This window comes from Mycobacterium sp. IS-836, assembly GCF_001954275.1.
Classification (GTDB): domain Bacteria; phylum Actinomycetota; class Actinomycetes; order Mycobacteriales; family Mycobacteriaceae; genus Mycobacterium.
This window is the reverse complement of record NZ_MBEU01000010.1, coordinates 1-16,418: the sequence shown is the minus strand read 5'-3', so window position 1 is coordinate 16,418 and position 16,418 is coordinate 1. Positions and strand designations below refer to the sequence as shown.

Sequence of the window (16,418 nt, the reverse complement as noted above, 5' to 3'; positions counted from 1 at the left end):
CCCATTATTCAGTCGTCCGCCGACACCACCGATGTGATGCGGTGGACGGCGAAGTCGCGCAGCCGCCCGGAGGCGGAGTCGAAGGCCACCAGCTGCCCGCCGCGGACGGTGATCGGCGAAACCACCCGCTGGGTGGCCACGCCCGCGGCGTCCAGGTAGCCGATCACCAACGTGTCCTGATTCCTGGCCGCGCGCTGCAACAGCGACATGGTGACCGCGGGATCGACGCGGATATTGCCGAACGGCGCGGCGGTCACCTTGCGCAGCACCGAGACGACCGCGTTGAGCGTCTCGCCGGTGGGGCGCGGCGGTGGGCGATAGGGGCGACGGTGCTGCGGCGTGGGCACGCGGGCGCCGCGGGGTCGCACGTCGACGATGGCGCCGGAGGAATCTTCGGCCGCCGGGGCGAAACCCGCGGACCGGAGGGCGCCGAGCACCTCGGCGATCGGTGCGGGCGACACGGCCACAGTCGGCGCCAGGGCACGCAGCTGCAGATCGTCGGCGGCCGCTACGGCCTGGGCCAGCAGGGCTGGGTCCTCACAGCGCACGAACGACGCGGCCATGCCGATTCGAAGCTGCCCGTGTCTGCGTGCAACATCGTCGATGAGGTAGGTGAGTCCTTGTGGCACTGCCGTTTTGGAGTGCTTGGCGAAAAATGCGTGCATCCCGTCGCGGGTTTTGCCGATGTCGAGTGCGTGCCGGATCGATGGCTCGCTGATCCGGTACACCATCGCCGCGCCGGCCGATTCGACGGTGGCAACGGCCGCCAATTCCTCGGCGAGATCGCGTTGCAGCGGCCCGGGCACCACGACGGTGAGGTCGGCCTGCAGAAAAAAGTGGTCGATCGGCCTGGGCAGTGCCCGCGTCATCGCATCGATCGCGACGGCGGGGTCGACGGCTTCGTCGAGTAGCGCGCGGGCGGGGGTGCTGATCGCCCCACGACCGATCAGGCCCAACGCGTGGCCCTCGTTCAGCAGGTCGGCGACCGGTCCGGGCTGCAGCCGTCTCGCCCAGCGCGGGCGCCGCCAGATCAGCGCCGCCGACGCCGCCGCGGCGTCGACTCCGGCACCGTGCGGCAGCTCGGAGAGCATCCCCAGCAACAGCCGGCGATCCAGTGGGGCGGCCGTGGAGTACAGCGAATCCGTCAGGGCGCCATACGGTTTCGCGTCCGGGCCCCGGGTGCCGATCAATGCCGGCCGCCCGGGCAGGTCCAGCCAGGTGGTGGCCAGGAGGTGCCAACGCTCAGCGGTGGACATCGCGCTGAACCGGTTGGTGGCTACCGTTGGCGCCCAATACGGCCCGTCGCCGCTGGCGGGCTCCGGATCGGGCATCCCGCTCGCGATCAACCCGGCCGCGGCCGCGACCTCCAAGATCAGGCCCAGCCGCGGCTCGTCGATGCCGGTTGTCTTGGCCAGGCGTTTGACGTCGCGGACCCCCAATCCGCCGCTGCGCAGTTCGGGAACCGGTGTGCTGCCGAGGTTTTCGAGCAGCACGTCGAGTTCGCGCAGCAGGTCGATGAGGGCCCCGGCCGCCGCCGCATCGGCATCCTCGGGCGTGGTCGTCGACGCCACCGGGTCTGGGGCGGCCAGTTGCATCGGCCCGGGTTGCTCGCCGCGGAGCACCTGCCCGACGTGGCGGGGCAGGATCACGGTCTCGGCATCGATCCGGCGCAGCAGCCCCTTCGCCAGCAGCTGCGGTACGGGTCGATCCGCCGGGGCGCCGGGCGCGGCGTCGCGGGTGCGCCCCATCGGAGATCCCTGCAGCAGTTTCTCCAGCACCTCCAGCTGCGCTTTGTCGAGCCCGGCGATGAGGCCGGTGATCTCGTCGCCGGTGCGCGCGGTGTCCTCGAGCGTGACCTGGCCCGCGTGCCACGGCAACGCCGTGCCCGCGTCGGGAGCCACCCGGACGGCGGCGTCGCCCCACACCAGGGCGCGCTGCCGGAGGTCGTCGAGCGCGCCCATCACGTCGGCTTCGGGAGCGCGGTCGCCGATCAGCGCCAGCAGCTTTGCGGTCGGCACGGGTGCGGTCTCGGCCTGCAGCACCAGCAGGGCGTCGAGCACGGCCAGCCGCAGGAAGTCGAGCTCGTCGGTGGCAGCCTTGACCGATTGCCGGGCGACGGCGCGCGCCGCCAGCGCGGCGATGCTGCCGGGTGGCGGCTGAGCGAGGTCCGGCCGTAGTTCCAGCAGTCGGATGAGCCGCTCGTCGGACAAGTCGGCCAGCCAGGACCCCAGCGGGATGTCCGGGGTGTTGTCGGTCATTGCTGACCAGCGTAAAGCAGCGGCCGGACCCTCGCGGCGACGGTGAGGACGCCGGAATTGGGCGCCCGCGGGCTTGCGTCACGCCCTCCGGTGCGACCTGTCAGAATGGACCCGTGGCTGACATTGCTGAGGACAACGCGGGCAAGACCCGGTACGTCGACAACGGCTGGCCGACGACGGACCCGGATGACCACGCGGTGAGCGAACTGGCAACCGATCGGACGGGTGCGTTGTCCCCTTTCGGCGACCTGACGTTCCCGCTGCCCTCCGACGACCTGCCGTACGTTCACCCGGTCACCGTCGTCAACCGGTAGGCCGCCAGCCATGGCTGCGGCATCCGGGGCATCCCGACCGGGCTCGCTCTCGCACCTGGATGAGCGGGGGGCGGCGCACATGGTCGATGTCACCGAGAAGGGCGCGACCAAGCGCACCGCCGTGGCCGCCGGCGCGTTGCGGACCTCGGCACAGGTGGTAGCGCTGATTTCGACCGGCGGCCTGCCCAAGGGCGATGCGCTGGCGACCGCGCGGGTGGCGGGCATTCTGGCAGCAAAGCGAACCAGCGACCTGATTCCGCTGTGCCACCAGCTCGCGCTGACGGGAGTCGACGTGGATTTCACCGTCGGCGAGTCCGACATCGAGATCACGGCGACGGTGCGCAGCACCGACCGTACCGGTGTCGAGATGGAGGCGCTGACCGCCGTCAGCGTGGCCGGGCTTACGCTCTACGACATGATCAAAGCGGTTGACCCGTCCGCTCGCATCGACGACATTCGGGTGCTCCGCAAAGAGGGCGGCAAAACCGGAAATTGGACACGGTGATGGGCGCGAGATCCGCACGAGTGATCATTGCTTCGACCCGCGCCTCGGCCGGTGTGTACGACGATCGGTGCGGGCCGATCATTACCGAATGGCTTGGGCAACACGGGTTTTCGCCCGCGGAACCGGAGGTGGTCGCCGACGGCAACCCGGTTGGTGAGGCGCTGCGTGCCGCGGTCGACGACGGCGTCGACGTCATCATCACCTCGGGTGGTACCGGCATCTCGCCCAGCGATTCCACCCCGGACCAGACCGTGGCCGTGCTGGACTACATGATCCCCGGACTGGCCGACGCGATCCGCCGCTCCGGGCTGCCGAAAGTGCCGACGTCGATGCTGTCGCGCGGGGTGTGCGGCGTGGCGGGCAGCACCCTGATCGTCAACCTGCCCGGCTCACCCGGCGGGGTGAAGGACGGCCTCGGGGTGCTCGCCGATGTTCTCGACCACGCCCTCGACCAACTCGCAGGCAAAGATCACGAGCGATGACGCTCGTCCTGCGCGCCGCCATGACCGAGCAACCCATCTGTCTGGCCGAGCACGAAGAGCTGGTGGGCCATCAGTCGGCGGGGGCCATCGTCGGGTTCGTCGGCATGATTCGCGACCACGACGGCGGACGCAGGGTGGTGCGGCTGGAGTATTCCGCGCACCCGTCGGCCGGGGAGGTCATCGCCGAGGTGGTGGCGGAGGTCGCCGAGCAGTCCAGCGGGGTGCGCGCCGTTGCGGCCAGCCACCGGATCGGCGCGCTGCACATCGGCGAGGCGGCGCTGGTGGCTGCGGTCGCCGCCGACCACCGGCAGGCGGCGTTTGCGACCTGCGCCCAACTGGTGGACACCATCAAGGCGCGGCTACCGGTGTGGAAGCACCAGTTCTTCGACGACGGAACCGACGAATGGGTCGGCTCCGCCTAGGACTAAGGGCCTAGACCCTCAGCGAGCACCGGACGGCTGCGCGATCGCGTCCAGCGCGTCGTTGCCGTGGATGTCGTGACCCTGGATCGCTTGCCACAGCTGCCTGGTGTAGCCGACCTGCGACACGTGGTCAACGGAAGCGGTGTTCAGGTCACCTGGAGCCGGTGGCGCGGGTGGCACGGCGTCCGCGGGTGGCGCGGGCGGCATCACGTCGGCCGGAGGTGCCGGCGGTAGCGCATCGGCCGGAGGCGCGGCGTCGGCCGGGGGTGCCGGAGGCAGGGCGTCGGCGGGAGGCGCGGGCGGCGCATCCGCCGGCGGCGCGTCTGCCGGCGGAGGAGCGTCCGGCGGTGGCGGCGGCGCCAGCCACGGCGGCGGTGCCAGCGGCCCGCCGTTGAGCCAGGGCAGATCCAGGCCGGCCGGCACGGGCGCGGGAGCCTCGCGCGGCGTCGGGCCCGACAGCGGACCACCGCACACGGGCCAGGCGCCACGGCCTTGGGTGGCCAGTACGCGCTCAGCGACCGCGATCTGCTGATCTTTGGTGGCCAACTGGGCCGACGGGGCGTACTCGCCGCCGCCGTGCGAGGCCCAAGTGGCTGCGGTGAATTGCACACCGCCGTAGAAGCCGTTGCCGGTGTTGATTCCCCAGTTGCCACCCGACTCGCAACGGGCTACTTGATCCCATTCGCCATCGGTGGCCGCTGCGGCCTGACCGGCCAGGGCGATGCTGCCGCCACCAAGTACCGCCCCGGTAAAGGCGATCTTGGCGACGCTGATGTTGGAACTAGTGGGCTTACGGTGCCGTCCACTCATGCGCGCCGAAATTTCCTCTCTCGTTCGCGCCTGCGAGGTCAGCTGTCGGGTTCGGGTTGGAGAGGCTACCCGGCCGGCGTCGTCCTGCCGACGACACTGGCTTCACCCCAAGGAGCCGCATGCGACTCCAGTCCGATCACGGTGGACCGGTGGGTCCCCCGCCTCCATCCAGGTACGGATTCCCCGCCCTATTGGATGGAGCTCGGCGCGATAGGGAGGGGAGGAACGCCACCGGTAACTTGGCGAGCCTCCGGAGACGCTAGCGGGTTCTGTTGGTCTCGTCACGTTGGGCGACACCCGGCGTTTCGCTCACGGTCATCAGGAAAACCGCCAGGAACGCCGCGCGATCGCGCAGGTCAGCGCGCCCGAGATCGGAGCGTGTCCGCGCCGTTATCAATCCGTTATGTGACGCGTTTCACACCGTCAGCCGCCGGCGAACGGCGGGAGCACGTCGACCGTGTCACCCGATCGCAACGCCTTGGTTTCGTCGCGAACGGCGATTCCGTCGCACAAATACGAGCATCGGCTCAGCACCGTGGCCAGACGAGTACCCGGGACCGCCAGTCGTTCAACCAATTCGGCCACAGTGGTGCCCGGCCGCAGGATCACCGACTCCGATTCGGCTCCGGCGGCGGCGCGCGCCGCGGCGAAGTAGCGAACCGTGACCCGAATTCCGTCCGGTTCGACGGGAAGTTCAGCCACCGATCGAACTCATCGGCCGGTCGGGCTGGATGAAGTTGGGGTCGTTGATGCCGTGGCCGGCGGGCTTGCCCCACATCGCAGTACGCCAGGCCGCCTCGATCGCGTCGTCGGGCGCGCCGCCACGCAACAGGCCGCGGAGGTCGGTCTCCTCGGCCGCGAACAAGCAGCTGCGAATCTGACCGTCGGCCGTCAGCCGGGTGCGATCGCACGTCGAGCAGAAGGCATGCGACACCGAGGCGATGACGCCGAACTTTCCGGCCGGCGTGTTCGGGCCCGTGTCGACCAGCCAGAGTTCGGCCGGCGCCGACCCACGCGGCGCGGGATCGGGCCGCAGCCGAAAGTGCGGGCGCAGCGCCGCCAGCACGTCGTCGGCCGTCAGTGCGGCATCCCGGCGCCACTGGTGTCCGGCGTCCAGCGGCATCTGCTCGATGACCCGCAGTTGGTAGCCGTGCTCGAGGCAGAACCGCAACAGCTCAACGACGTCCTCGCGCCCGGTGGCGGGATCGAGCACGGCGTTCACCTTCACCGGCGCGAGACCCGCCGCCTTCGCAGCGTCCAAGCCGTCCAGCACGTCACCGAGCCGGTCCCGGCGGGTGATGGCCGCGAAGCGGGCCCGGTGCACGGTGTCCAGGGAAATGTTGACCCGGTCCAGTCCCGCCTCGGCGAGCGCTGCGGCGCGGCGCGCCAGTCCGACACCGTTGGTGGTCAGCGAGATCTCCGGTCGGGGCCGCAGGCCGGCCGCGGCGGCGACGACCTCTTCGAGATGGCGGGCCAGCAGCGGCTCACCGCCGGTGAACCGCACGCTGGTGATGCCGAGCCGGGTCACCGCGATGCGCATCAGCCTGGTCAGCTCGTCGGCCCGCAGCAGTTGCTCCCCGGGCAGCCAGTCGAGCCCTTCGGCGGGCATGCAATAGCTGCAGCGCAGGTTGCAGCGATCGGTCAGCGACACCCGCAGGTCGGTGGCGGCCCTGCCGTACGTGTCCAGCAACGGGCCATCGGTTGGCGCGTCGCCGTGCGTCCGGCTCGCATTGGTGCCGGGCACGGTCGGGAGACCGAGAGCGGTCAGGGTCATGCGGCCACCCGTCCTACGGCCGGCGCGTCGACCGGAACGATTTCCTTGCCCAGCGGCATCAGCGACACCGGGATCAATTTGAGGTTGGCCAGCGCCAGCGGAAGGCCGATGACGGTGATCGCCATGGCCACCGCGCTCACCAGATGACCGATCGCAAGCCACAATCCGAACAGCAATATCCAGATGACGTTTCCGATCAGGGCGCCCGTGCCGGCGGTCGGCTTTTCGACGATCGTCCGGCCGAATGGCCACAACGCGTAGGACGCGATCCGCAGCGAGGCGAAGCCGAAGGGGATGGTGATGATGAGCAGAAAACTGATCAGCGCCGCCAGCAAGTATCCGGCGGCCATCCAGAGGCCGCCGAATACAAGCCAGATAATGTTCAGGATCAGGCGCATATCTCCTCCAGCGGTCCTCCCAGCCTACCGAGTAACCCCTAAACGGGGGTGCTGGGCGGGCAGCCATCCGAGTAGGATCTGAATCCGCATCGCGTCCTGCACAGGCGGGGCGCTTCTTGTGTTGTCCATTCCTAGTTATCCGTTAGACAAGCAGGTGAGACGAGTGCCGACCGGCAAGGTGAAGTGGTACGACGCCGACAAGGGGTTTGGCTTCCTGTCGCAGGAGGACGGCGAGGACGTCTATGTCCGCTCGTCGGCGTTGCCCGCGGGTGTCGAGGGCCTCAAAGCCGGGCAGCGGGTGGAGTTCGGCGTGGCGTCGGGCCGGCGTGGACCGCAAGCGTTGAGCCTCAAGCTGATCGATCCGCCGCCCAGCCTGTCCAGGCCGCGCCGCGAGGGACCCGCCGAGCACAAGCACAGCCCCGACGAGCTGCACGGCATGGTCGAGGACATGATCACGCTGCTGGAGAGCACCGTGCAGCCGGAGTTGCGCAAGGGGCGCTACCCGGACCGCAAGACGGCGCGCCGGGTTTCCGAGGTGGTCAAGGCGGTCGCGCGGGAGCTCGACGCCTAAATCCGACGCTGTGCGCCGGCTTCCTTCGTGAGTAATGTCCCAGAGTGGGTATTCAACTCGCGACAATTGAGCGAGGAGGCTGCGATGGCACAGCAGGCGCAAGTCACCGAGGAGCAGGCGAGAGCTCTCGCCGAGGAATCCCGCGAAAGTGGTTGGGATAAACCGTCGTTCGCCAAAGAGTTGTTCCTCGGGCGTTTTCCGTTGGAGCTCATCCACCCATTTCCCAAACCGTCCGACGCCGACGAGGAGCGCATCCGCGCGTTTCTCGACAAGCTGCGGCAGTTTCTGGACACCGTCGACGGCAGCGTCGTCGAGCGCGACGCGCAGATTCCCGATGAATACGTGAAGGGCCTGGCCGAATTGGGCTGCTTCGGCATGAAAATACCGGCCGAATACGGCGGCCTGGGCATGTCGCAAGTCGCCTACAACCGCGCGCTGATGATGATTTCGAGCGTCCATCCCAGTCTTGGCGCGCTGTTGTCGGCCCATCAGTCGATCGGGGTACCCGAGCCGCTCAAACTCGCCGGGACCGACGAGCAGAAGCGGAAGTTCTTGCCGCGGTGCGCCGCTGGGGCCATCTCGGCATTTCTCCTTACCGAACCCGATGTGGGCTCGGACCCGGCGCGCCTGGCGTCGACGGCCACTCCGATTGAAGACGGCAAGGCGTACGAACTCGAGGGCGTGAAGTTGTGGACCACCAACGGAGTCGTCGCCGAACTGCTGGTGGTCATGGCCCGGGTGCCTAAGAGCGACGGCCACCGCGGCGGAATCAGCGCATTCGTGGTCGAGGCCGATGCGCCCGGGATCACCGTGGAGCGGCGCAACAAGTTCATGGGGCTGCGCGGCATCGAGAACGGCGTGACCCGGCTGCACCGCGTTCGGGTGCCCAGCGAAAATCTGATCGGCCGCGAAGGCGACGGGCTCAAGATCGCGCTGACCACACTCAACGCCGGACGGCTGTCGCTGCCCGCGAGCGCGACGGGGTCGGCCAAGTGGGCGCTGAAGATCGCGCGCGAATGGTCCGGGGAGCGTGTGCAGTGGGGCAAGCCGCTGGCCAAACACGAAGCGGTGGCCAGCAAGATCTCGTTCGTCGCCGCGACGTGCTACGCGCTCGACGCGGTGCTCGAGCTGTCTTCGCAGATGGCCGACGAGGGCCGCAACGACATCCGCATCGAGGCGGCGTTGGCCAAATTGTGGGCCAGCGAGATGGCCTGCTTGATTGTTGACGAGGTTTTGCAGATCCGGGGTGGGCGGGGCTATGAGACCGCGGAGTCGCTGGCCGCGCGCGGCGAGCGCGCGGTGCCCGTCGAGCAGGTGGCGCGGGACCTGCGGATCAATCGCATCTTCGAAGGATCCAGCGAGATCATGAGGCTGCTCATCGCCCGCGAAGCGGTCGATGCCCATTTGAGCGCCGCCGGCGACCTCGCCAAGGCCGACGCCGGGCTGAAGCAGAAGGCCGCCGCGGCGGTCGGCGCAAGCGGGTTTTACGCAAAGTGGTTGCCGCAGCTGGTCTTTGGCGAAGGGCAGCGACCGAAGGCCTACAGCGAGTTCGGGCCGCTGGCGTCACACCTGCGGTTCGTCGAACGCTCCACCCGCAAGCTGGCCCGCAACACCTTCTACGGGATGGCACGGTGGCAGGCCAAGCTGGAGCAACGGCAGGGATTCCTCGGCCGCATCGTCGATATCGGTGCCGAGCTGTTCGCGATGTCCGCGGTGTGCGTGCGCGCCGAGGGCCAGCGGGTCGCCGACCCGAACGTCGGCAAGCAAGCCTACGAGCTGGCCGCGACGTTCTGCCAGCAGGCGACCCTGCGCGTCGAGGCGCTGTTCCACGAACTGTGGAGCAACACCGACAGCGCCGACGTCCAGCTGACCCACGACGTCATGGAGGGCCGCTACACCTGGCTCGAAGAGGGGATCGTCGACCAGTCGGAGGGCACCGGGCCGTGGATCGCGCACTGGGAACCGGGCGAGTCGACCGAGACCAACCTGGCTCTGCGGTTTCTGACGGTGTCCGCCGCGCCGACGGAGGCGAATCTCTAGGAGGCGCAGTCGTCATGGCCACCTACGTTGCCGGGTCGGGTGAATTCACCCGCGACACCAACTACATCACCACCCGCATCACCGCGGACGGGCGCGACGGCTATCCCGTCGAGCCGGGGCGGTATCGGCTGGTGGTTGCCCGCGCTTGCCCGTGGGCGAACCGCACGATCATTGTGCGGCGGCTGTTGGGCCTGGAAGACGTTCTCTCCATTGGCTTTTGCGGGCCAACCCACGACGAGCGCAGTTGGACTTTCGACCTCGACCCGGGCGGCGTCGACCCGGTGCTGAAGATCCCGCGGCTACAGGACGCCTACTTCAAGCGGTTCCCCGACTATCCCAAGGGCATCACCGTCCCGGCGATCGTCGACGTTCCGACCGGCGCGGTGGTCACCAACGATTTCGCGCAGATGACGCTGGACTTCTCCACGGAATGGACCGCCTACCACCGCGAGGGCGCGCCGCAGCTATACCCCGAGCCGCTGCGGGCCGAGATCGACGAGGTGAGTAAGAGGGTCTACACCGAGATCAACAACGGCGTCTACCGCTGCGGCTTCGCCGGGTCGCAGCAGGCCTACGACGCCGCCTACGACCGGCTGTTCACCGCATTGGATTGGGTGAGCGATCGCCTGAGCGCGCAACGATACCTGGTGGGCGACACCATAACCGAGGCGGACGTGCGGCTGTTCACCACGCTGGCCCGCTTCGATCCCGTCTACCACGGGCATTTCAAATGCAATCGAAGCAAACTGTCCGAGATGCCGGTGTTGTGGGCATACGCGCGCGACCTGTTCCAGACGCCCGGTTTCGGCGACACCATCGACTTCGTCCAAATCAAGCAGCACTACTACATCGTGCACGCCGACATCAATCCCACCAGGATCGTGCCCAAGGGGCCGGACCTGGCTAGCTGGCTGAGTCCACACGGCCGGGAAGCGTTGGGAGGCAGGCCTTTCGGAGACGGGACACCTCCCGGGGCGCCGCTCGAGGCCGAGCGGGTTCCAGCCGGTCACGGCGCGTAACGCCTTTCGGGGCTGCTTTTTCCGCCGAATGTCGACTTGTTGGGCGAAATCGAATCGAGTGTGCGCCGACGGCGGCGACACGTCGCTGGATGCCGCCCTGAGCGCACACTCAACGCCCTAACGCGCTAAGAAACCAGGCGCACTGACCATTCCGCGTGCGGGGCATCGCGTAGCTCGCCGGAGGGATCGACCACCAGCGTCAGCAACTGCACCACGATCCCGGTCAATCGCCCGCGATGCGGGTCGACCGTTGGAATGGTGACCGCGAGCCGGGTCCCCGGGCGAAACATGGTGGTGGCGGTGTTGGCGGGATCCTCGTATACCTGCAGCAGTCGCCAGGGTGCCCGCGAAATGGCCTCGGGCACCGAGAGCTGCACTGGATAGCGGTCGGTGACCTTCAATTCGCCCTGCGCCTGCGGTGTCTGACAGTCATCGAGGTTGAGCACGTTGCAGTACAGGTACGGCCCCACCCGGGTCAGATGCCCATGCGAATACACGCTGATCTCGGGTCGCTGCGGGCCGGGCCGGCGGACGAGTAGCCAGGTTCCCACTCCGGCCCCCACGGCCAGCAATGCCACCACGGCCGTAAGCAGCACGGCCACACCGCGTTTCACTCCGGCACCGCCGCGGGGCGCCGGCCATGGCCGCGATGCGAGGTCTCCTGCTCGACCATGACCGGCCGGTTACCCCCGAGGCCGGGAATCAACGAGTTGCCGCGGAAACTGACGACGGTCTGCGCCAGCCCCAGAATGAGCAGGGCGCTGACCGCGGTGAAGCCGACCCACAATTCGGTGTAGACCATGACGCCGAGCGCACCGCCGAGCACCCAGGCCAGCTGCAGCGTCGACTCGGACCGTCCGAACCCCGATGCCCGCGACTCCTCGGGCAGGTCGTGTTGCAACGACGCGTCCAGGGACGCCTTTGCGATCGCGCTGGAACCGGAGGTGACCAGGGTGGCTATCACGGCCACCAGCAGGTTGCCTGCCACGGCTGCGGCCAGGGCGACCGCGCACACCGCCACCGTGCAGCGCACCACCAGCACGGCCGGCCTGCCCAATTTCAGCCGTGCGCTGGTGAAGTTGCCGGCGAAGTTGCCGATCGCGGCTGCGGCCCCGATCATCCCCAGCATGGCGAGCTGGGCCCAGCCGTCGGCTTGGTGCGACTTGGCGACGAACGCCGGATACAGGAACAGGAAGCCGACCATCACCTTGATGGTGCAATTCCCCCACAGCGAGGTGATGATGTTGCGGCCCAACGGTTGTCGCAGCGTCCCGCCGACCTTCTTGACCTCTTCGGGCCAGCTTCGCCGGAGCGGGTTGCTGTCCTTGCGATAGCTCAGGGTGGCCGGGACCTCGCCCGCGGTCACCTCGACCCAGCGCGGAATCCGCATCGACAGCAAGGCGCCGGCGACCGTGACCGCGACGACCACGAACAACGCCCCGGGCAGCTTGAACAGGTGGGTGCAGACGAACTCGACGCCGCCCGCGATGGCGCCGCCGGCGATGGTGCCGCCCAGTAGCCCGAAGACGGTGAGCCGAGAGTTGACCCGCACCAGGTCGATGCTCGGCGGCATCACCCTGGGCGTCACGGCGCTGCGCAGCACACTGAACGATTTCGAGAAGACCATCATGGCCAGCGCGCAGGGATAGAGCACCATCGACGGGAAGCTGCCGGTGGCGCCGTCGTAGTTCACGATCAGCACCACCGCCAACGCCGTGCGGAGAGCGAACGACAGTGCCAGCGCGACGCGGCGGCCGTGCTGCAAGCGGTCCAGCGCCGGGCCGATCAGTGGAGCGATGACCGCGAACGGCGCGATCGTGATCAACAGGTAGAGCGCAACTTTCGACTTACTCTCCCCGGTGGCCGCCGCAAAGAACAGCGTGTTGGCCAGTGCGACGGCCATCGCGGAGTCGACCGCGAAGTTCGCCACCACCGGCCACGTCAGCGCCGTGAGGCCGGACTTGTCGGCGCCGTCGGCGGTGGCCGCCCGCTGGACCATCCAGTACATGCGGGAGCCCATCTCACGGCTTCGTTGCGCCGCCGCGCGGGTGACGGTGATCCGTTCGCCGGAGGCGGGCCCACGCGGGGGCGTGGGCGGGCGGTCCGGTTCGCGCTGCTGGCCCAGCGGTGGGAGATAGCGGTTTGCGCTGGGCGTGGGCACCGAACGGCGAGCCCGCCGGTAGTCGTGGTCGTCGGCGGGGTAGTTGGCCATGCCCGGGTGCTGGTTGCCCGGTTCGTTGCGCGTCCGGCGGCCCGGGTGGGAGGCCACCCGGCCGGGATCGTCACGCCGCCGCCCAGACACAAATCAATTCTGTCCTATCCCGCCAGGCAACCGGGTGTGGCTCGCCAACCTAGTATTGGAGGCGCAGTGCAGAGAGGGGACAGCGTGACCGGATCCATCGGGGAATCCGCCGTAGCAACCGAGGCCGAGTGGCCGGCAGGGTTGGCGGCGGTGCTCACGGGTGCGGTCGACGCGGCCCGGGCGGCCGTCGTCGAGTTCGCTGGCGCCGAGGCCGTCGGGGATTACCTGGGCGTCAGCTACGAAGATCCCAGCGCCGCCACGCACCGGTTCCTGGCCCATCTGCCCGGCTACCAGGGATGGCAGTGGGCCGCCGTCGTCGCGGCCTATCCGGGTGCCGATCACGCGACGATCAGCGAAGTCGTGCTGGTGCCCGGGCCGACGGCGCTGCTGGCGCCCGAATGGGTGCCGTGGGACCAGCGGGTGCGGCCAGGGGATTTGAGCCCCGGGGACCTGCTGGCGCCGGCCGCAGACGACCCGCGGCTGGTGCCCGGCTACGCCGCCAGCGGCGACCCGCAGGTCGACGAGACCGCCGCCGAAGTGGGGCTTGGCCGCCGCTGGGTGATGAGCGCATGGGGGCGCGCCGAGGCCGCCGAACGGTGGCACGCCGGGGACTACGGTCCCGATTCGCCGATGGCGCGATCCACCAAACGCGTGTGCCGCGACTGTGGTTTCTTCCTGCCGCTGGCGGGGTCGCTCGGCGCGATGTTCGGGGTGTGCGGCAACGAGCTTTCCGCCGATGGGCACATCGTCGACAAGCAGTACGGCTGCGGCGCGCATTCCGATACGCCCGCCGCCGCGGGCACCGGCTCGCCGATGTATGAGCCGTACGACGACGGCGTGCTCGACGTTATGGACAAGCCCGCGGAGCAGCCGGCGCCGGAACCGATGGAAGAGCCCCAGCCGGAATCGTCGGAGGAGCCGACCCCGGAGCCGTCGGACTAGCTTTTCTCGGCGGCGGCTTTGATGTTCGCGAGCGAGGCGTTCATGCCCTCGACCAATTCGCGTTCGAAGTTCGACGTTCCGCCGAAGAGGGTTTTCACCGAGACGTTCGAGAACGCGCTGACGCCGTTTTCGGCGTGCCGGCTCTCAATCACCCGGGTGCCATCGCCGCTCGGCTCGAGCTCGTAGCTCCAGATCGTGCGATTGGTGTTGACCCGGAACGCCAACTTCTTCTCCGGAACGACCTCGACGACCGTGCATGTGGTGGTCCAGAACAAGCGTTTGCGGCGGTTGAGGTTGAGCGTGCGGGTGCCGGGGCGAAGCGGGCCGAAGGGCTTCATCCACCGACACTGCGGGCTCCACTCGGGCATCCGCCGAAAGTCGGAGATCAACGCCCAGACCTTCGAAGCCGGCGCGTCGATATCGACCTGCGCTTGCAGTAGCGGGGCTACCATTGCACCTCCCTATTTGGGGTCGAGATAGTTTTCGAGTCCGGTTTGCGCGCCACGGTCGCCGCGCCGTGCGGCGGCGACCTGCAACACGACGATGCTGCTACCGAGCAACCCCGTGCCCAGCCCTGCGAGCGTCACCGGTCGCCAACCCTCGAGCGCCGGTACGACGAACGCGGCCGCCGCGGCGACGAGCCAGCCCAGGAAGCCCACGACCACGACGGGCCAGACCTGGAGCAGCATCGGCGGCAGGGCCGGCGCCTCCGGGCTTTCGCCAGCTCCGGTCTCGCCGGGCGCGCTTTCGCCGGGTGCTACAGACATCACGCTCAACATAGCCTGCGCTCCGGCGTGGGGCGCGTTCGTGTTCCTAGTTAAGGGCTTCCGATGTAACCTCGCGCCATGCCTGACAGCGATGCGCGGCTGGCCAGTGACTTGTCGCTGGCCGTCATGCGGCTGGCCCGCCAACTACGCTTCCGAAATCCGTCGTCGCCGGTGTCGCTGTCGCAGCTTTCGGCGCTCGCGACGCTGGCCAACGAGGGCCCGATGACACCAGGCGCGCTGGCGATTCGGGAACGGGTCCGGCCGCCGTCGATGACCCGGGTGATCGCCTCACTGGCCGACGAGGGCTTCGTTGACCGCGCCCCGCATCCCGTCGACGGCCGGCAGGTGCTGGTGTCGGTGTCCGAGTCCGGCGCCGAGTTGGTCAAGGCGGCCCGGCGAGCCCGCCAGGAGTGGCTGGCAGAGCGGCTGGCGACGCTCGACGGCGACAAGCGCGCCACCTTGCGCGAGGCCGCCGATCTGATGTTGGCCCTGGTCGACGAAAGCCCGTGACCGACGGCCCGAACGTCCAGGACGTCGACGATCCCGACGATCCGCGTCTCGACGATTTCCGCGACCTGAACAGCGTCGACCGCCGTCCCGATCTGCCCACCGGAAAAGCGTTGGTGATCGCCGAAGGCGTCCTGGTCGTGCAGCGCATGCTGGTGTCGCGGTTCAGCCCGCACGCCCTGCTCGGCACCGACCGCCGGCTGGCCGAGCTCAAAGCCGACCTCGCCGACTGCGCCGCGCCGTTCTACCGGACCTCCGCCGAAGTCATGGCGCGCGTGGTCGGCTTTCACCTCAATCGGGGCGTCCTGGCGGCCGCGAGGAGAGTGCCCGAGCCCAGCGTCCCGCAGGTCGTCGACGGCGCCCGCACGGTCGCGGTGCTCGAAGGCGTCAACGACCACGAGAACCTGGGCTCGATCTTTCGTAACGCGGCGGGGCTGGGCGTGGAAGCGGTGGTCTTCGGCAGCGGCTGCGCCGATCCGCTGTATCGGCGCGCGGTTCGGGTGTCCATGGGTCACGCGCTGTTGGTGCCGTACGCGCGGGCAACCAACTGGCCCGGTGACCTGATGACGCTGAGGGACAAGGGATTTCGTCTGCTGGCGATGACTCCGCACGGCCAGGCCTGCGCGCTGGCCGAGGCGATGGCCGCGGCGCGCGATGAACGTGTCGCGGTGTTGGTGGGCGCCGAGGGGCCGGGGTTGACGCCGGCCACGCTGCGATTGAGCGATGTGCGGGTACGCATCCCGATGTCGCGGGGTACCGACTCGCTCAACGTCGCGACCGCGGCGGCTTTGGCGTTCTACGAGCGGGTTAGGCTCGGCCCGTGAGCGACCAGCGCTCCCAGTCTGTGCCGTGGGCAACGGGGTTGACGGTGGCCGGGTTTGTCGCGGCGGTCACGGCGGTCGCGATCGTCGTGCTCAGCCTCGGGCTGGTGCGAGTACATCCGCTGTTGGCCGTCGGGCTCAACGTCGTGGCGGCCGGGGGACTGGCACCGACGTTGTGGGGATGGCGACGCACCCCGGTGCTGCGGTGGTTTGTGTTGGGTGCCGGCGTCGGTGTGACGGGAGCGTGGCTGACGCTGCTCGCGCTGGCGGTGTCGTAGTTAGCGCTGCCCGCCGGAGCGCACCCCGAGCAGCACGTCCTCCCACGCGGGAATGACCGGCTTGCCACGTCGCGTGTGGACCGGCTGCTCCTGAGGCGTGGGGGGGGGGGGGGGGGGGGGGGGGGGGGGCCCGGGGGGGGGGGGGGGGGGGGGGGGGGGGGGGGGGGGGGGGGGGGGGGGGGGGGGGGGGGGGGGGGGGGGGGGGGGG

20 protein-coding genes, 1 pseudogene and 1 riboswitch are annotated in these 16,418 nt (G+C 69.1%); of the genes and pseudogenes, 11 read left to right on the top strand and 10 right to left on the bottom strand.

The window, feature by feature from the left end; all coding sequences use genetic code 11:
• Nucleotides 1-8: 8 nt before the first annotated feature.
• Nucleotides 9-2,258 (bottom strand): helicase-associated domain-containing protein, encoded by a 2,250-nt coding sequence (locus tag A5747_RS04485; RefSeq protein WP_076122467.1) that lies wholly within the window; start codon nucleotides 2,256-2,258, stop codon nucleotides 9-11.
• Nucleotides 2,259-2,371: 113 nt separating this feature from the next.
• Here A5747_RS04485 and A5747_RS04480 point away from each other — a divergent pair, with 113 nt between their 5' ends.
• From A5747_RS04480 to A5747_RS04465, 4 genes are read left to right on the top strand one after another with little or no spacing between them, the layout of a single operon-like run.
• The gene (locus A5747_RS04480; protein WP_076122466.1) at nucleotides 2,372-2,572 is read left to right on the top strand and encodes a hypothetical protein; all 201 of its coding nucleotides are present in this window, start codon (nucleotides 2,372-2,374) and stop codon (nucleotides 2,570-2,572) included.
• A 10-nt stretch (nucleotides 2,573-2,582) separates the two neighbouring features.
• Nucleotides 2,583-3,077, top strand: a complete 495-nt coding sequence (moaC, locus tag A5747_RS04475; protein ID WP_076122465.1) for a cyclic pyranopterin monophosphate synthase MoaC — start codon at nucleotides 2,583-2,585, stop codon at nucleotides 3,075-3,077.
• On the top strand, nucleotides 3,077-3,559 hold the full coding sequence (locus tag A5747_RS04470) for a molybdenum cofactor biosynthesis protein B (RefSeq protein WP_076122464.1): 483 nt from the start codon (nucleotides 3,077-3,079) through the stop codon (nucleotides 3,557-3,559). Before moaC ends, A5747_RS04470 begins: the two co-directional genes overlap by 1 nt.
• Complete coding sequence (locus A5747_RS04465; protein ID WP_076122463.1) at nucleotides 3,556-3,981, top strand: molybdenum cofactor biosynthesis protein MoaE; 426 nt, start codon at nucleotides 3,556-3,558, stop codon at nucleotides 3,979-3,981. The genes A5747_RS04470 and A5747_RS04465 overlap by 4 nt, the downstream gene beginning before the upstream one ends.
• 18 nt (nucleotides 3,982-3,999) lie before the next feature.
• Here the strand turns inward: A5747_RS04465 and A5747_RS04460 are convergent, their stop codons facing one another.
• From A5747_RS04460 to A5747_RS04445, 4 genes are all read right to left on the bottom strand, one after another.
• Nucleotides 4,000-4,791, bottom strand: coding sequence for a transglycosylase family protein (locus A5747_RS04460; RefSeq protein ID WP_076122462.1), 792 nt, complete (start codon nucleotides 4,789-4,791; stop codon nucleotides 4,000-4,002).
• Nucleotides 4,792-4,803: 12 nt separating this feature from the next.
• Nucleotides 4,804-5,009: riboswitch (cyclic di-AMP (ydaO/yuaA leader) on the bottom strand.
• A 205-nt stretch (nucleotides 5,010-5,214) separates the two neighbouring features.
• Nucleotides 5,215-5,493: a MoaD/ThiS family protein gene (locus tag A5747_RS04455; RefSeq protein ID WP_076122461.1), complete on the bottom strand. Its 279-nt coding sequence runs from the start codon at nucleotides 5,491-5,493 to the stop codon at nucleotides 5,215-5,217.
• Nucleotides 5,486-6,565, bottom strand: coding sequence for a GTP 3',8-cyclase MoaA (moaA, locus tag A5747_RS04450; RefSeq protein ID WP_076122460.1), 1,080 nt, complete (start codon nucleotides 6,563-6,565; stop codon nucleotides 5,486-5,488). The genes A5747_RS04455 and moaA overlap by 8 nt, the downstream gene beginning before the upstream one ends.
• The gene (locus A5747_RS04445) at nucleotides 6,562-6,963 is read right to left on the bottom strand and encodes a YccF domain-containing protein (protein ID WP_076122459.1); all 402 of its coding nucleotides are present in this window, start codon (nucleotides 6,961-6,963) and stop codon (nucleotides 6,562-6,564) included. Before A5747_RS04445 ends, moaA begins: the two co-directional genes overlap by 4 nt.
• A 163-nt stretch (nucleotides 6,964-7,126) precedes the next feature.
• On the opposite strand from A5747_RS04445, the gene A5747_RS04440 reads away from it, so the two are divergent.
• From A5747_RS04440 to A5747_RS04430, 3 genes are all read left to right on the top strand, one after another.
• A complete protein-coding gene (locus A5747_RS04440) occupies nucleotides 7,127-7,534 on the top strand; it encodes a cold-shock protein (RefSeq protein WP_076057904.1) in 408 nt (135 codons plus the stop codon).
• Between the two features lie 84 nt (nucleotides 7,535-7,618).
• Complete coding sequence (locus A5747_RS04435) at nucleotides 7,619-9,574, top strand: acyl-CoA dehydrogenase family protein (RefSeq protein ID WP_076122458.1); 1,956 nt, start codon at nucleotides 7,619-7,621, stop codon at nucleotides 9,572-9,574.
• A gap of 14 nt (nucleotides 9,575-9,588) precedes the next feature.
• A complete protein-coding gene (locus A5747_RS04430) occupies nucleotides 9,589-10,593 on the top strand; it encodes a glutathione S-transferase family protein (RefSeq protein WP_076122457.1) in 1,005 nt (334 codons plus the stop codon).
• Between the two features lie 125 nt (nucleotides 10,594-10,718).
• Here A5747_RS04430 and A5747_RS04425 read toward each other — a convergent pair whose 3' ends face one another.
• Nucleotides 10,719-11,207 carry a DUF2771 domain-containing protein gene (locus tag A5747_RS04425; protein ID WP_076122456.1) on the bottom strand — a complete coding sequence of 163 codons (489 nt, stop codon included), beginning with the start codon at nucleotides 11,205-11,207 and terminating at the stop codon, nucleotides 10,719-10,721.
• The gene (locus tag A5747_RS04420; RefSeq protein WP_142245457.1) at nucleotides 11,204-12,862 is read right to left on the bottom strand and encodes an MFS transporter; all 1,659 of its coding nucleotides are present in this window, start codon (nucleotides 12,860-12,862) and stop codon (nucleotides 11,204-11,206) included. The genes A5747_RS04425 and A5747_RS04420 overlap by 4 nt, the downstream gene beginning before the upstream one ends.
• A gap of 117 nt (nucleotides 12,863-12,979) precedes the next feature.
• Between A5747_RS04420 and A5747_RS04415 the strand changes: the two genes are divergently transcribed.
• Nucleotides 12,980-13,837 (top strand): DUF3027 domain-containing protein, encoded by an 858-nt coding sequence (locus A5747_RS04415; RefSeq protein ID WP_142245449.1) that lies wholly within the window; start codon nucleotides 12,980-12,982, stop codon nucleotides 13,835-13,837.
• On the opposite strand, the gene A5747_RS04410 is transcribed toward A5747_RS04415, so the two are convergent.
• Both A5747_RS04410 and A5747_RS04405 read right to left on the bottom strand, forming a co-directional pair.
• Entirely contained in the window at nucleotides 13,834-14,289 is a 456-nt protein-coding gene (locus A5747_RS04410) for an SRPBCC family protein (RefSeq protein WP_076122453.1), read from the bottom strand. The genes A5747_RS04415 and A5747_RS04410 overlap by 4 nt on opposite strands.
• 9 nt (nucleotides 14,290-14,298) lie before the next feature.
• The gene (locus A5747_RS04405; protein ID WP_076122452.1) at nucleotides 14,299-14,604 is read right to left on the bottom strand and encodes a DUF2530 domain-containing protein; all 306 of its coding nucleotides are present in this window, start codon (nucleotides 14,602-14,604) and stop codon (nucleotides 14,299-14,301) included.
• Nucleotides 14,605-14,682: 78 nt separating this feature from the next.
• Here A5747_RS04405 and A5747_RS04400 point away from each other — a divergent pair, with 78 nt between their 5' ends.
• From A5747_RS04400 to A5747_RS04390, 3 genes are read left to right on the top strand one after another with little or no spacing between them, the layout of a single operon-like run.
• Nucleotides 14,683-15,114 carry a MarR family transcriptional regulator gene (locus A5747_RS04400; RefSeq protein WP_076122451.1) on the top strand — a complete coding sequence of 144 codons (432 nt, stop codon included), beginning with the start codon at nucleotides 14,683-14,685 and terminating at the stop codon, nucleotides 15,112-15,114.
• Nucleotides 15,111-15,935: an RNA methyltransferase gene (locus A5747_RS04395; RefSeq protein ID WP_076122450.1), complete on the top strand. Its 825-nt coding sequence runs from the start codon at nucleotides 15,111-15,113 to the stop codon at nucleotides 15,933-15,935. The genes A5747_RS04400 and A5747_RS04395 overlap by 4 nt, the downstream gene beginning before the upstream one ends.
• Nucleotides 15,932-16,210, top strand: coding sequence for a DUF2537 domain-containing protein (locus A5747_RS04390; protein ID WP_076057895.1), 279 nt, complete (start codon nucleotides 15,932-15,934; stop codon nucleotides 16,208-16,210). Before A5747_RS04395 ends, A5747_RS04390 begins: the two co-directional genes overlap by 4 nt.
• On the opposite strand, the pseudogene A5747_RS25200 reads toward A5747_RS04390, so the two are convergent.
• Nucleotides 16,211-16,306, bottom strand: a pseudogene (locus A5747_RS25200) (DUF3071 domain-containing protein); the annotation flags it as partial.
• Between the last annotated feature and the right edge of the window lie 112 nt (nucleotides 16,307-16,418).